General features: G+C 32.8%; 13 protein-coding genes. 7 read left to right on the top strand and 6 right to left on the bottom strand.

The genetic code is table 11. The features are described from left to right. The first annotated feature begins 21 nt into the window (after positions 1–21). From gldN (IRZ78_RS21450) to IRZ78_RS21440, 3 genes are all read left to right on the top strand, one after another. The gene (gene gldN, locus IRZ78_RS21450; RefSeq protein WP_194618628.1) at positions 22–1,011 is read left to right on the top strand and encodes a gliding motility protein GldN; all 990 of its coding nucleotides are present in this window, start codon (positions 22–24) and stop codon (positions 1,009–1,011) included. Between the two features lie 298 nt (positions 1,012–1,309). Continuing rightward, positions 1,310–2,299: a gliding motility protein GldN gene (gene gldN / locus IRZ78_RS21445; protein WP_194618626.1), complete on the top strand. Its 990-nt coding sequence runs from the start codon at positions 1,310–1,312 to the stop codon at positions 2,297–2,299. Between the two features lie 77 nt (positions 2,300–2,376). Then, positions 2,377–3,450 carry an FAD-dependent oxidoreductase gene (locus tag IRZ78_RS21440; RefSeq protein WP_194618624.1) on the top strand — a complete coding sequence of 358 codons (1,074 nt, stop codon included), beginning with the start codon at positions 2,377–2,379 and terminating at the stop codon, positions 3,448–3,450. Here the strand turns inward: IRZ78_RS21440 and IRZ78_RS21435 are convergent. Further along, positions 3,431–3,814: a DUF983 domain-containing protein gene (locus IRZ78_RS21435; RefSeq protein WP_194618622.1), complete on the bottom strand. Its 384-nt coding sequence runs from the start codon at positions 3,812–3,814 to the stop codon at positions 3,431–3,433. The two genes, IRZ78_RS21440 and IRZ78_RS21435, sit on opposite strands and share 20 nt — an antisense overlap. A gap of 75 nt (positions 3,815–3,889) precedes the next feature. Between IRZ78_RS21435 and IRZ78_RS21430 the strand changes: the two genes are divergently transcribed. Next, positions 3,890–5,803, top strand: a complete 1,914-nt coding sequence (locus tag IRZ78_RS21430; protein ID WP_194618621.1) for an ABC-F family ATP-binding cassette domain-containing protein — start codon at positions 3,890–3,892, stop codon at positions 5,801–5,803. Between the two features lie 359 nt (positions 5,804–6,162). On the opposite strand, the gene IRZ78_RS21425 is transcribed toward IRZ78_RS21430, so the two are convergent. Then, positions 6,163–7,122 carry an App1 family protein gene (locus IRZ78_RS21425; protein WP_194618619.1) on the bottom strand — a complete coding sequence of 320 codons (960 nt, stop codon included), beginning with the start codon at positions 7,120–7,122 and terminating at the stop codon, positions 6,163–6,165. A 66-nt stretch (positions 7,123–7,188) separates the two neighbouring features. Between IRZ78_RS21425 and IRZ78_RS21420 the strand changes: the two genes are divergently transcribed. After that, positions 7,189–8,058 (top strand): diacylglycerol kinase family protein, encoded by an 870-nt coding sequence (locus IRZ78_RS21420; RefSeq protein WP_194618617.1) that lies wholly within the window; start codon positions 7,189–7,191, stop codon positions 8,056–8,058. A 76-nt stretch (positions 8,059–8,134) separates the two neighbouring features. Here IRZ78_RS21420 and IRZ78_RS21415 read toward each other — a convergent pair whose 3' ends face one another. Together IRZ78_RS21415 and IRZ78_RS21410 are read right to left on the bottom strand one after the other, a co-directional pair. Continuing rightward, positions 8,135–9,280 (bottom strand): GNAT family N-acetyltransferase, encoded by a 1,146-nt coding sequence (locus tag IRZ78_RS21415; protein ID WP_194618615.1) that lies wholly within the window; start codon positions 9,278–9,280, stop codon positions 8,135–8,137. Between the two features lie 118 nt (positions 9,281–9,398). Further along, the gene (locus tag IRZ78_RS21410; protein ID WP_072959598.1) at positions 9,399–9,887 is read right to left on the bottom strand and encodes a DUF1761 domain-containing protein; all 489 of its coding nucleotides are present in this window, start codon (positions 9,885–9,887) and stop codon (positions 9,399–9,401) included. Positions 9,888–10,119: 232 nt separating this feature from the next. Here IRZ78_RS21410 and IRZ78_RS21405 point away from each other — a divergent pair, with 232 nt between their 5' ends. Both IRZ78_RS21405 and IRZ78_RS21400 read left to right on the top strand, forming a co-directional pair. Continuing rightward, positions 10,120–10,425, top strand: a complete 306-nt coding sequence (locus tag IRZ78_RS21405) for a hypothetical protein (RefSeq protein ID WP_194618613.1) — start codon at positions 10,120–10,122, stop codon at positions 10,423–10,425. A gap of 98 nt (positions 10,426–10,523) precedes the next feature. Continuing rightward, positions 10,524–11,255: a class I SAM-dependent methyltransferase gene (locus tag IRZ78_RS21400; protein ID WP_194618611.1), complete on the top strand. Its 732-nt coding sequence runs from the start codon at positions 10,524–10,526 to the stop codon at positions 11,253–11,255. Between the two features lie 111 nt (positions 11,256–11,366). On the opposite strand, the gene IRZ78_RS21395 is transcribed toward IRZ78_RS21400, so the two are convergent. Further along, positions 11,367–12,347: a phosphotransferase gene (locus tag IRZ78_RS21395; protein WP_194618609.1), complete on the bottom strand. Its 981-nt coding sequence runs from the start codon at positions 12,345–12,347 to the stop codon at positions 11,367–11,369. Between the two features lie 553 nt (positions 12,348–12,900). Continuing rightward, positions 12,901–13,995, bottom strand: coding sequence for an exopolyphosphatase (locus tag IRZ78_RS21390; RefSeq protein ID WP_194618600.1), 1,095 nt, complete (start codon positions 13,993–13,995; stop codon positions 12,901–12,903). Between the last annotated feature and the right edge of the window lie 417 nt (positions 13,996–14,412).

Raw genomic sequence — 14,412 nt, 5'->3', positions numbered from 1 at the left:
ATATTTTATAATAATACCACGATGAAAGTAAGAAATTTTTTAATAGCTATTGTTTCTATCGCTGGAGGTTTTTCTTCTTATGCGCAATCTAATTTGCTAAATGCGAAAACACCTGCTCAGATAGGACTTAAAACTCCTGCGCAACTTATCTCAGATAATGATAAACCTTTGGCTTATGGTTATGTAGATGATAGAGACATCTTGATGGGAAAAACGACTTGGGAAATCATTGATTTAAATGAAAAAATCAATTTTCCAATGTACTTTCCGGTAGATACGGCTAATATTGGTTCTGATAGACGTTCTCTTTACGACGTTTTGACGAAAGCTGTTAAAAACGGCAGAATAACTGAAGTATATAGCGACAGTTATTTCAATACTAAAAAATCTTTGAAAGACATTCAAGGTGCATTATCTCGTATTGATACAACAGATGCTGGTAGAGAGTTAATCAACCAATATCCGGATGACTACAAATCACGTGTTGTGAAGAAAAAAGTAGTTACTGGTACTGGTAAAAAGAAAGTTGTTTCTTATGTTGAGGAAACAGTTGGTCCAACAAGATCTGTTCCGGCTGAGTATATCCTGAAACAAGACTTAACAGCAGCTGATGTTACACAATATAAAATTAAAGGATACTGGTATTTTGACAAACGTCAGAGTGAACTGAAATATCGTTTACTAGGAATTTGTCCTGTAACCCCGGATGTTTATACAATGAATAGTGACGAGAAAGATTATATCGAGTTATTTTGGGTTTTCTTCCCTAATGCAAGAGAAGCATTACATGAAGCAAAAGCATTTAACGACAGTAACTCTGCACTTCCAATTTCATTCGATCAGATCTTAAATTCAAGACGTTTTAACGCAGTTCTTTATAAAGAAGAAAACTTGTACGGAGATCGTGAGATCAAAGAGTACATGAAAGATAACGCACAAAACCAATTGTTAGAATCTGAAAGAGTAAAAGAGAAGATTCGTAACTTCGAACAAGATATGTGGAACTACTAAGTATCTAAAATACATTATATAAAAAGCTCTTATTGCCTTGGCAGTAGGAGCTTTTTTTATTGGACCTAATTGGCCTTTGTAATGATTTTGCAATTAAGATTTGATAATTGAATATGGAGTCTTGTTACATGTTTGATAGTAAGTCGTTTATATCGCATTTTCTTGGTTCGCTTTTATTAGGTGTATCGCTGTTAAATATGAGCTTTTTAGGCCTTAATTATAAAAACTCAGTTAATTGTAGGAAAATAACAATAAAATACAAAATATTGCGTTAGCTTTGTTACAAAAAATTGTTATGATGAAAGGGAAATTTTTTTTATTGTTTATTGTATTTGTTACAGGCGGTCTTGTTTCAAATGCACAATCGAATCTGCTTAATGCAAAAACAGCTGACCAGATTGGTATAAAGAGTGCGGCGCAGCTTATTTCAGACAATGATAAACCATTATCTTATGGTTATGTCGATGACAGAGATGTTTTGATGGGGAAAACAGTATGGGAAATTATTGATTTAAACGAAAAAATCAACTTTCCGTTATATTTTCCTGTAGACACGGCCAATATTGGTCCTGACAGACGCTCGCTTTATGATGTTTTGACAAGAGGTATTAGAAGTGGAAGAATAACTGAAGTGTACAGCGACAGTTATTTTAATACTAAAAAATCTTTAAAAGACATTCAGGGTGCATTATCCCGAGTAGATACAACAGATGCGGGCAGGGAATTAATTAACCAATATCCGGATGAGTATAGAACTCGTGTGGTAAAGAAAAAAATAGTTACCGGTACAGGTAAAAAGAAGTCTGTTTCTTATATTGATGAAACTGTTGGTCCGACAAGATCGGTTCCGGCAGAATACATCTTAAAACAAGATTTAACTGCTGCTGATGTGACACAATATAAAATAAAAGGATATTGGTATTTTGACAAAAGACAAAGTGATTTAAAATATCGCTTGCTGGGAATTTGCCCTGTTACGCCAGATGTTTATACAATGAATAGTGATGAGAAAGATTATATTGAGCTTTTCTGGGTTTTCTTTCCTAATGCGCGGGAAGTATTGCACGAAGGAAAAGCTTTTAATGATAGGAATTCAGCAACTCCAATTTCATTTGATCAAATCTTAAATTCAAGACGTTTTAATGCTATTATCTATAAAGAAGAAAATATGTACGGAGATCGTGAGATTAAAGATTACATGAAAGATAATGCACAAAATCAGTTATTGGAGTCTGAAAGAGTAAAAGAGAAGATTCGTAATTTCGAAGAAGATATGTGGAACTACTAAGTATCTAAATAACATTAAAACAAAAACTCTTAGTACCTTTGTATTAAGAGTTTTTTTTATATTTTATCTTTTTACACATGTTAGATTATTTAATTGTCGGATCCGGATTAGCCGGAATTTCTTTTGCCGAAGTTGCCCTTAAAAACAATAAATCTATTTTAATAGTAGATAATATGTCTCAGGTTTCTTCAAGAGTTGCCGGTGGATTTTATAATCCTGTGATTTTAAAGAGATTTAGCGAAGTATGGAATGCTCAGCAGCAATTGGTTATCATGAATGATTTTTATGATCATATCGAAAACAAACTCCAAACCAAGTTTAATTTTAAACTTCCAATACTGAGAAAATTTTTCTCTATCGAAGAACAAAACAATTGGTTTGCCGCTTCTGATAAAATAAATCTGGCGCCCTTTTTATCTACAAAAATAATTTCAAAAAAATACAAAGGCATTGATTCTCCGTATGATTATGGCCAGGTCCTGCATACCGGATATGTAGATACCATGTTGCTATTAGATACCTACAGAGAATATCTGCAAGGGAACGATTTGCTATTAAATCAGTTTTTTGATTACGGATATATTGAGTTTTTCGATTTTGGAATTCAATATAAAAATATTCAGGCACGTAATATTGTTTTTGCAGAAGGATTTGGACTGCATAAAAATCCTTTTTTCAATTATTTACCTCTTGATGGTACAAAAGGCGAAATGTTTGTAATAAAAGCTCCGGATTTGGACCTGGATGTTATTATGAATACCAGTGTCTTTATATTGCCATTGGGTAATGATTTGTTCAAAGTAGGGGCTACATACAACTGGGAAGATAAAACCGATTTACCTACAGAGGCAGGAAGACAGGAATTAATCGACCGAATCAAAGAAATTATCAACTGCGATTTCGAGATTGTAGAGCATTACGGAGGAGTTCGTCCTACAGTAAAAGACAGAAGACCCCTGATAGGAACTCATCAAGAGTTTAAATCACTCCACGTTCTTAACGGATTAGGAACAAGAGGAGTGATGCTTGGGCCATCAATGGCAAAAGTTTTATATGATTACATCGAAAACCAAATTCCTTTGACTCGTGAAATTGATATTAAAAGATTTCATAAAAGATATCTAAAAAGTCTTATTTCTGACCGGCCTTAGGATCATAAGAAACAAACATATTAATGTATAGATTTCGTGATAGTCGTAAAACAAAAGGAAACAATACGATCAGGGTAATTACGATTGCTATAAATGACTCTTCGATTGTGGCTTTAAAAAACACAAACGAAACAATAAAAGCAGCAATTCCTACGGCAACATTCAATCCGTAACTTACATACATTGCACCATAAAAAAACGAAGGTTCAATTTGATATTTAAATCCACAATGACTGCAATGATCGTTCATTTTGAGAACTTTAGTCAGGTGAAGCGGATTTTTGTCTGAATACATGCTTTCTTTTTGGCATTTTGGACAACTTCCTGTTAAAATACTATTTAGTTTCGATCCTTTTTTTAACATTTGCAAAAAATTAAAATTACCCATTGATTTGGGTGTGTAAATTTACACAATCAATTAGTTATAAAATAACATTACATGCTTAATATACATAATTTATCGGTTTCTTTTGGTGGTACTTATTTATTCGAAGAGGTAACTTTTCGTTTAGGTGCAGGAGATCGTGTTGGACTTGTCGGGAAAAATGGTGCAGGAAAATCTACTATGCTTAAAATGCTAGCAGGAGATTTTGCTCCTGACTCGGGAGTTATTTCTCAGGAGAAAGATATCAGAATGGGTTTCTTGCGTCAGGATATCGATTTTGAGCAAGGACGAACTGTTCTTGAAGAAGCTTATGAAGCTTTTACAGAGATAAAAATTGTTGAAAAAAAACTAGAACAAATCAATCATCAATTGGTTACCAGAACCGATTATGAAAGCGAAGAATACAGCCAGATCATCGAAGATTTATCGGATTATACACATCGTTTTGAACTTCTTGGAGGTTATAATTATGTGGGAGATACAGAGAAAATCCTTTTAGGATTAGGTTTTAAAAGAGAAGTTTTTAATAATCAAACCGAAACATTCTCAGGAGGTTGGAGAATGCGTATCGAGCTGGCTAAACTACTATTACAATCTAATGATGTTTTGCTTCTGGATGAGCCTACCAATCACCTTGATATCGAGAGTATCATTTGGTTAGAAGGTTTTCTTCGTAATTATCCCGGAGTTGTGGTAATTGTTTCGCACGATAAAATGTTCCTTGATAATGTTACCAATCGTACGATCGAAATTTCGTTAGGAAAGGCCTACGATTTCAATAAACCTTATTCTCAATATTTAGAATTACGTCATGAAATTCGCGAGAAGCAATTAGCGACTCAAAAAAATCAGGCAAAGAAAATTGAAGAAACAGAAAAATTAATCGAGAAATTCCGTGCAAAAGCCTCAAAAGCTTCAATGGCACAATCGTTGATTAAAAAATTAGATAAAGTAGAGCGAATCGAAGTTGATGAGGATGACAATTCTGTTATGAATATATCTTTTCCCGTTTCAAAAGAACCAGGAAGAGTAGTAGTAGAAGCCGAAAATGTTACAAAAGCGTACGGAGATAAGGTTATTTTAAAAGATATTGATTTGCTGGTAGAACGCGGAAGTAAAATTGCTTTTGTTGGGCAAAACGGACAAGGGAAATCGACTTTTATTAAAGCCATTGTAAACGAATTCGAATATCAGGGAAACATCAAATTAGGACACAATGTACAATTAGGTTATTTTGCTCAAAATCAGGCCGAATACCTGGATGGTGAAATTACATTGCTTCAAACTATGGAAGATGCCGCAATGGACACCAACCGATCCAAAGTGCGTGATATGTTAGGTTCATTTCTATTCCGTGGCGATGATGTAGAGAAAAAAGTAAAAGTACTTTCAGGAGGAGAGCGTAACCGTTTGGCACTTTGTAAGTTACTGTTGCAGCCTATCAACGTATTGCTGATGGATGAGCCTACCAATCACTTAGATATTAAATCTAAAAACGTTCTAAAAGCCGCACTTCAAAAATTTGGAGGAACTTTATTATTGGTTTCTCACGATAGAGATTTCCTGCAAGGAATGTCGAATATCGTTTACGAATTCAAAGATCAAAAGATAAAAGAATATTTAGGAGACATCAATTATTTCTTAGAACAACGTAATCTTGAAAACATGCGTGAAGTCGAGAAAAAAGATGTGGCAAAAGCCGCTGCTCCTAAAGAAAGCAATAAAACATCCTATGAAGATCAGAAGAAAGGTAAAGCATTACAAAATAAATTAAGCAAAGTCGAGAGTCAGATCAAACAATTAGAGAAAGACATTCAGCACGACGATAAATTGCTGCTTTCTAATTATGACAAACATATCGAGGATGCTTCTTTTTTCACCGCATACAACAAAAAGAAAAAAGATCTGGATCAGCTACTTCTGGACTGGGAAATCGTTCAGGAAGAGATTGATAATTTTAATGCTTAGTGTAGTTTTTAGTCACAGTCACAGTTTTAATAGCCTTTGTTGAAGTTTTTAAGCTTTGACAAAGGTTTTTTTATTGTTTTCAGGTGCTAATCCAGCTTTGCGTTTCAAGTCCTCACAAAAAAAACACTAATTTTCTAAGCCATAAATAGAGTTTCTTTGGGTCGCTTTTTTTCAACAAGAAATGCAATTTTTTTTGCTTGGGGCTTTCCACTTCAATCTGGGCTAGGAGTAGCAGTATTCAGTCACAGTATTGAGTTTTAGATTTATTTAGTTTTCAGCTTAAGAATTTTTCGTAATGACAAAAACAAGAATAAAATCTGCGAAAACCAGTTAAAACCCTTATCATCCGTGTGCCAACCTTAAATAAGCCCAATGCTTTTAGAATGCATAATTGCTTCGCTGCTATTTTTATAATAACAAACAGAAACCTCTAAAGCCTGTAGATTTTTCATTATTTTTTTAGTCGATTCTTTCTGGTGTTTACCAGTTTGCCTGATATAAACCGCTTTTACGGTAACAGGAAATATTTTGCAGATTCTTTCATATAAAACAGGATCATGTTGTGAATCATCACCTAACAGAACATATTTAAGATTAGGGTAAAATTCCAGAACGTGTTTTATTTTATCAAATTTATGATCGTGATTTCCGCGTCCGCTCATAAAAAAGTCGGTGATGCCTCGTCTGATATCTTTTAGTAGAATTACTGCCCTTGGCAGATTGTGTATTTTAGTGAATTTTACAATAAAACGATACAAATTCCATTCGCTGCTTGAAACATAGAAAAAAGCATTTTCTTCTTCTTTATTATTTCTTCCAGCCGAACTCAAAGCCTGGTAATGAGGTACAACATCTGTAAATACCTTACGGTCATTTACGTTTTTGAATAAAAGAATATATATTTTTTTAAAGAAATTCTGGGTATGGGAGATCAAAAAAGTATCATCAATATCCGATATAATTCCCAGTTTTCCTTTGTGAGGTCTTATGAAACTGCCTTTTTCGGTTATGGTTTCATTTTCATCTTTAATGCTCACTTCATATTCCATCCAACCAAAATTGGTTTGAGTTTCAAGGGGAATGCAAAACTTAAAATAACCGTCATCCAATGTTTTGGTATGAATCTCCTGATTACCGCACTTTAGATAAATATCAAAATTTTCAAGCGTTTTTATCCTAAACTGATTGATAATTGAACGTGCATTTTTTAAGTTTTTCTTCTGAAAATCATAATCATACGTTCTTTTAAAAACATGGCCCATTACAATTAATTCTTCTTCATTGGCATAACCTCGATATAATTGTAAAATTGGTTTCATTAATTGCGTATATTTATAGATAGATGCTGTAAATTAATTATTTTAATTGACTTTAAAAATAAAACTTTGAAAAAGAATATCATATTTGTTGTAAACCCTATTTCCGGAGACCTTGATAAATCAGATTTGATTCAGGCTGTGCAGGAATTTGCAACTACGAATAATTTTGACCTGGAAGTTTACGAAACTACAGGTAAAACAGACCAAAAAGCAATACAATCAATTTATAATCAATTACAACCGGAGCGAATTATAGTAGCTGGCGGTGACGGAACTATAAAAATGGTTGCCGAAGCAGTAGAACAATATGATGTCATTATTGGTATTTTACCCGCTGGTTCAGCAAACGGTTTATCTGTAGATCTTAATTTGCCCACTACAATCGAGGAGAACCTGAAAATTGCCTTTTTAAGCCGTTATATCGAAATGGACATGATTTGCATCAACGGTAAAAAAAGTATCCATTTAAGCGATATTGGTCTTAATGCCGATTTGGTAAAAAACTACGAACAAAGTAATCTCAGGGGAATTTGGGGATACGCCTTACAGGCCTACAATACTCTTGTGGACTCCAGCGAACCATTTGTTGCCACAATTACGGCAAATAAAGAAACAGTTGAGCATACGGCAAGAATGATTGTAATAGCCAATTCTAAAAAGTACGGAACCGGCGTAACAATTAATCCAAATGGTGCAATGAACGACGGAAGATTTGAATTGGTTATCTTGAAAAGTCTTGATTTATTATTACTGGGAAAAATCATTACCGGAAATATGCCAATCGATTCTGATGATATTGTGATTATTTCGACAGACAAAGCGACTATAAAAACAAATTATCCGGTTAATTTTCAGATCGATGGAGAGTATTGTGGAGCGCAGACTTCGTTAGATATTCATATTTTGCACAAACAAATGAAAATTGCGGTGCCATAGTTCATAGAAAATTAGACAGCAATATATAATAGCTCGGTAGGAGCGATATTGAGTTTCTCTATTTGTAAAAAGCTATTTATTTAAAAGGATTTCGTTCCTGCCAGTCTGTTTTAGGTTCCAGATAATTAAACAATTTGGCAATGTTATGATTGATCAAAGCATTGCTATGTGTAATTAATCCGTACATTTTTAGGGGTTTTGCGCCTACAGAACTTTTAATTTCTAGAGCTGTACGGGCAAAAACAATTTCAGAGAATCCCTGATTGATAGAATAAGCAATCATGTCATATAACATGTTTAGGTACAACATTCTTTCGCGTTGAATGCTTTCGTCGTAACCTAAAAAGTAGGTGTCCATCACATTTCCGTTTTTAATCAGGGTATTGAAACCTATTAGTTTTTCGTCTAGGAAATAGCCATAAAACAAAAAGTCATCTTTCATGATTTCTTTAAAAAAACTAAAGTGATTTCGCGCTAAGAAAAAAGTATTAAAAGGCGCATTCTTGGCCACATGAAAGTACAAATCATAAATAACATCTTCGTACTTTTTAATATCAGCTAAAGACATTCTTTGCTTTCTTATTGCGTCAGCTTTTTTTCGGGCGCGTTTGTATTGGTCGCGATATTTTTTTGACAAAGCATCAATATAATCCTGTTCAGTTGTCCAGTTTTTATTGATTTCAAAAATCATATTGGGCTGGGTCGAAAACGTATAGTTGTTCTTAAATTCAGCCTGCAAAGGTTCGATCTCTGCTGCGGTAAAATCTTTTATACTGGTAATGTGTACTTTTTTTCCACTCGCTTTCAGGTCTTTTTTAAGCTGATTGATTGCTTTATGAAGCGTTTTAATGGCTTTAAGTTGCTTTACGTTTTTGTCGAAAGCAAAAGCGTTTTGTCCGGTAAGCATATTATTGCCCACGAATAATACATGCGATGCAAAATTTTTGAAAGCAAAATTACGTACCGAAGTTTTCAGGCATTGATCACGTTCTCCAAAAGAATCCAGTTTTTCTGCAAATAAAAATTGGGTCAGGACAATCCCGGCTAATTTATCTTCGTTGAAAATTCCAATAAAATGACAAATCATATTTACCGGAGAAGAATTTTCCAGTACTTCGAGATATTCTCTGGTCAAAAAAATATTATCTACAGCCAGCGAATTCCATTCTAAAGGCAATGATGATGTGCTATTGTAGATTTTAAAAGAATATGTTGTATTCAAAAGAGTGCGCTAATTTTTTCAAAATTAGGTAATATTTATAATAACTCATCTGGTTTAAGTTATTATTAAGAAAAACCCGTTTGAATTGTAATTTCCAAACGGGTTTCTGTTTTTGTCATTATGCATATGCACATATAATTCCGCCCATAAGTGTTAGGGTTAAAATCCAGTATCCTGAATTGATAAAAATGTATTTCCAGGATTTTCTTTCGAATAAACCATTAATAGCCAACATTGGAAAAGCAAAAAACAACCCCGATATAAAACCATGAAGCGCTCCGTGCTTAAAAGTGCGATAGGCAGTTCCGTAATCGGCCATAAAAGCCGCGAATGAAGGTTTTGCAGTTTCTATTAAAGGAGGTCCACCCACCATACCTACAGCTCCGGACTGGTGAATTGTCAGTGCTGAGATAATCATGGTCATCATTAAAGAAAAGATGTAGGTGAGTCCGAAAATTTTAATCATATTTCCGTTTTTCAGGGCTTCAGGCGTTAGTCCGGCCTCTCGCATCCAGACAGTTCCGAATACTTTAGGATTATACCAGATAAAACCGGTAACAAGAGTAATTAATGCCGAAATAAAAAAGGGTAAGAAATTCATTTCCATAAGATTAGGTTTTTGGATTAGTTGCTCAAATTTAAGCAAAAATAAAAGACGAAAGCCTCTGAAATTCTTTCATTCTTTTAGAGTGGAAATCTGTTAATTCTCATCAGAAAAAAATAATATATAATTAAGATCGTATTTTTTAAGAATTTGCTTTTTTTTCATAACTTTAATTCATCAATTTGCATAATCAAATAAAATGATAAAAATATTCTAACCTTTTAATAGCAAAATTATGGTAGTACAATATCAAGGTGAACAACACGGAAAAGCAACAACATTTACGATAAGAATTATAGGGAACAATTTGTCTAAAAGCAGTTCTAATTATCAAATCGATTTATTGGTAGGAGATAAAAAATTGCCAACATTTACAACGGCAATTCATCAAAGTTTATCGAATTGTCTTAAAGAGATTTATTTGTTTAGAAAACATAACGGAATAAAATTCGATGCTTCTTCAGAGAAAGTAGCAACGCCTTTAGTGCCTTACGATCAGGTTTTATACAACTATAACAAAGGAGCTTTATTTATGGCATAAGCTGCTTAGATATAGTATACTATTTAAAAGATTGTTCATTGAGCAATCTTTTTTATTTAGCATAAGTTTAAACTTTTAATTAAAAAAAGAGATAGGAAATGAAACAGAATATTTATGATGATATAGATTTTTTCGAAAGTTATGGCAAAATGCCGCGTTCGTTTGATGGTTTAAACTCAGCTGGCGAATGGCATGTATTAAAAAATATGTTACCGGATTTTAAAGGGAAAAGTGTTTTGGATCTTGGCTGTGGTTATGGCTGGCATTGTATATATGCAAAAGAACAGGCAGCGGAGAGTGTTGTTGGAATCGATTTATCGCAGAAAATGATTGATAAAGCGAAAGAAAATTCAAAAAATCTCTCAATCGATTATTATCAAATGCCTGTTGAAGATATTGATTTTAAGGATGAACAGTTTGATGTTGTTTTTAGTTCACTTACTTTTCATTATATAGAAAATCTGGAAACTGTTTTTAGCAAAATAAACCGATTTTTAAAGAAAGGCGGAAGTTTTGTTTTCTCAATGGAACATCCTGTTTTTACTTCAAGAGCCCAACAAGATTGGTCTACGAACGAGGAAGGAAGCAGGTTACATTGGCCGGTTGACAATTACCAAGACGAAGGAATCAGGCAAACAAATTTTCTGGGCCATAAAGTAATTAAATATCATCGAACGCTTGCCAGTATTATAAATACCGTCATTGATTCTGGTTTTAGTATTCAACAAATATCAGAGCCTAAACCATCAGAGGAAATTATTGAAAAATATGCTGAGATGAAAGACGAACTGAGAAGACCAATTTTTATTATGATTTCGGCTTTAAAATAGTATTAATCCTGATACCTGAGATAACAGATTACTTGCGATATTATTAGCTAAAAGTTTAATTATACTATTTGAATCTTTTTAATGCTGCTTATCACTTTAAGGCGTTTTATTTTAAATTACTTTTTCATAGTAACCTTTGATCAAAACAGAAATAAAACGCTTTAAATAGACTTCATTCAAAAAGGTGTTTGACCAATTTTCAAACCTGTTGCATTGAACTCCTAAATAAAAATAGTACATGCAAACACCCAAAATTGGAATTAGATGTTTCTCTTCATCGCTGATTTTTTCTATCGTCTCATAACCTTTATAAAATGCATTTATTTTTGTATTTCTTTCGATATCGTCTTTTTCAGTACTGTGCAATTGCAAAATGTAATAGGCAATGTCTAAGCAAAGCCAGCCATTTCCGCAAAAGTCAAAATCAAATAGTGTGACTTTATTATCATCAGAAATATTCAAATTATCAAACCATACATCCATATGCACGATTCCTGTTCGTAATAATTTGTTGTTGGCATTTAGTAATTCCTTTTCCAGAATGAATCGGGTCGAAGTAAGAAATTGCATCTCTTCGGTATCATCAGAGAGAAAAGGTTTGATATAATTCAGGGATTGATTTAATAAAATTTCTGGCGAATAGGTAATTCTGTTAAGCTCTAATCCTTTGGTTTGCTTATGAATTTTAGCCATTAGCGTTCCAATTTCAAAATGAATATCCTCGCTAAAGTTTAAAACTTTATTTCCTTTAGCAAAAGAGAACAAAACAGCAAAACGCAACCCTTCCGGAGCATTTATAGAGTTAATTAGATTATCTGAACGATCTGAAATTGGATATGAAACCGCAATATCATTTTGTTTTAAAAGCTGTAACAATTTTAATTCTTCTACAATTTCTTCTCTGGTTCGCCAGTTGTAGCTATAAAGTCTAAAGATAAATGTATTGTTATCGCTATCAATACGATACGTGTGATTGATTCCTGCTTTTAACAATCGGCAAGTTGTATTTGGGGATAATACATATTTTTCGCAAACAAAATCTGCAATGTCTGACAAAGAAATTATAGAGCTAATTACAGAGAAGGTTTTCATTTGATCGTGCTTAGATTGTTTATGAGTGCATAAAATTCAAAAGTAAGCAGATTTATTTTTGCAACAAAAAGATTTCTATATTGGATCGCCAACAAAAACGATTATTTAATTAGGTTTAAATAATCACTTAATAACTAAAAAAGTACTCTGGTTTTTATTGATTTTTAGAGATTTTAAAGGATTTAATCGTTTAGTTTTCAATAATCAAAACGGAATTTAGGGATAGCAATAATGAATTTCGGGATGCAGATTATCTTACAGGTACTGCTAACTTTGAGTAAATCAAAAAAATAGATTAGTTATGAGTTCTACAAATTCAAAATTCGAAAAATTATTACATGGTTCTAAAGAATATGGAAATGTGAACCACCAACCCGACTCAAGTAAAGAGATTCAAACACCACCAAATGCATAACATAGAAACGATCAAAGTTGTTTTACTAGTGATCGAGAATGCCTAGCAACTTATTATAATTATAAAAGGGTTGTCTCAATGTTTATTTGAGCCAACCCTTTTTTTGCTTTAATCTATAAAAGAAGTAAAACTGATATTTTAGAAATTAGTATTAATTTTCTTAGAACGGTCTGCAATGTATGACATAAGCCAGGTTACTTGTCCGTCTTTTACAAAATATATTTTCTTTGTCGCTACGTTAGGAATACTTTCAAGGCAGTTTGAAAGAATATTGTTTGCAGAAATAAGGTATTTCTGGTCGTATGTTTTTAAAACTCTGTCTACTTCTGCATTGGTTTTAGAGAGATTACTGAACTTGCTGAAGTTATTTTTCAGGATCGCGTCATAATTAATAACATCTTCTAAGCTGAAAGGAATGTAGTGATCTTTTAAGTTTTCATTATAATATAAAGTTGCAAAAGCCCATACAGCTCCTCCTGATAAATAGATTTTTTCCTTTTTTAATATAAGAGGATTTGCATCAAGCATTTCTTTGATTTTTTTACGCAAAACGGTATTAAAGTCAAAAGATTTTTCCTGATATGTCGACATATCATTGGCCTGACTTGGATTTACAACCGTCTTTTTTACTGCATCGGTAAGTGTCATTGTACCAAAATCAAGTTCTAGAGCAATGAACTCTAATTTGTTATCATCAATTTCATCAATGTATCCCCCTTTAGTAGTTTGAGCACCAATGTCTAATAATATTGCGTTAGAATAATCAACAGGAGGTATAGCACCTTTCACTAACATTTTAGCTTCCTCCTCAACGTTGATGATGTCAAAAGTTTTGTTGGTAAGAGTCGAAATTTTATTTTTTAAAACGTCGATGTTGCGGGCAGAGGAGAAAACTGGAGAAGCAACTATAAATATATTCCCTTCAGAAATTTTAAAGTCAGCTCTTACTTTTCTTAATTGGTCAGCAACTATAATACTGGTTTTGTTGATGTCTTCCTGAGGTAATTCTCCAAAACTTGCAATATGATCAGCAAGGCTAATTCTGTCATTGGAAAAGTAAAGAATTTTATAATCTGCTTTCTTGATATTGTTGATTTCAAGAACAGAAGTTTTGATTGCTCTTCTTCCGATTTCAATTCCTACATATACATTTTTTTGCGAAAAGGAATTAATGGAAAAAAATAAGTTTAAAAGAATAAAAAATAAAATCTGGGGTTTGTTTTTTTTAAGCATTGTGTTGTGTAAGTATGATTATAAAAATTTGTTTTGGATGAAGACTTTAAGGTAATTTTGAGGTATTTGTGTGAAAGTCATAATTTTGTGCTGAAAATAAACGGTTTCAATATAAGATTGCAAATTTATAAAAACATTTACGAATACAAACTGCGTTGTAGAGAAAACATTTTAATTAATTTACTGTAATGTTTTCCAATTGTTATTTCTTTTAGAAAATGTTTTTTATTATACAAAATCAAAACAAATTTGTACTATTTTGAAAGGCATCGTATTATTTTGAAAGGTGTTTGTAAATCGAATGAGAATGTATGTTTTTTATACTTGTTTGAAATTCATCCACTTATGATTTATCCCATTATTTTGGCACAACATTTGACTTTACGCAGAAAAAAGTGGTGAATTAAAATAAAAAAA

The organism is Flavobacterium sp. CSZ, from assembly GCF_015350725.1.
GTDB lineage: Bacteria > Bacteroidota > Bacteroidia > Flavobacteriales > Flavobacteriaceae > Flavobacterium.
Note: the sequence above shows the minus strand (reverse complement) of the source record. Positions and strands in the feature narration are given on the sequence as shown.

What these genes read in the sequence shown, in the direction of transcription:
- gldN (WP_194618628.1), top strand. Translation starts at nt 22, where the DNA reads ATGAAAGTAAGAAATTTTTTAATAGCTATTGTTTCTATCGCTGGAGGT.
- gldN (WP_194618626.1), top strand. Translation starts at nt 1,310, where the DNA reads ATGAAAGGGAAATTTTTTTTATTGTTTATTGTATTTGTTACAGGCGGT.
- IRZ78_RS21440 (WP_194618624.1), top strand. Translation starts at nt 2,377, where the DNA reads ATGTTAGATTATTTAATTGTCGGATCCGGATTAGCCGGAATTTCTTTT.
- IRZ78_RS21435 (WP_194618622.1), bottom strand. Translation starts at nt 3,814, where the DNA reads ATGTTAAAAAAAGGATCGAAACTAAATAGTATTTTAACAGGAAGTTGT.
- IRZ78_RS21430 (WP_194618621.1), top strand. Translation starts at nt 3,890, where the DNA reads ATGCTTAATATACATAATTTATCGGTTTCTTTTGGTGGTACTTATTTA.
- IRZ78_RS21425 (WP_194618619.1), bottom strand. Translation starts at nt 7,122, where the DNA reads ATGAAACCAATTTTACAATTATATCGAGGTTATGCCAATGAAGAAGAA.
- IRZ78_RS21410 (WP_072959598.1), bottom strand. Translation starts at nt 9,887, where the DNA reads ATGGAAATGAATTTCTTACCCTTTTTTATTTCGGCATTAATTACTCTT.
- IRZ78_RS21405 (WP_194618613.1), top strand. Translation starts at nt 10,120, where the DNA reads ATGGTAGTACAATATCAAGGTGAACAACACGGAAAAGCAACAACATTT.
- IRZ78_RS21400 (WP_194618611.1), top strand. Translation starts at nt 10,524, where the DNA reads ATGAAACAGAATATTTATGATGATATAGATTTTTTCGAAAGTTATGGC.
- IRZ78_RS21395 (WP_194618609.1), bottom strand. Translation starts at nt 12,347, where the DNA reads ATGAAAACCTTCTCTGTAATTAGCTCTATAATTTCTTTGTCAGACATT.
- IRZ78_RS21390 (WP_194618600.1), bottom strand. Translation starts at nt 13,995, where the DNA reads ATGCTTAAAAAAAACAAACCCCAGATTTTATTTTTTATTCTTTTAAAC.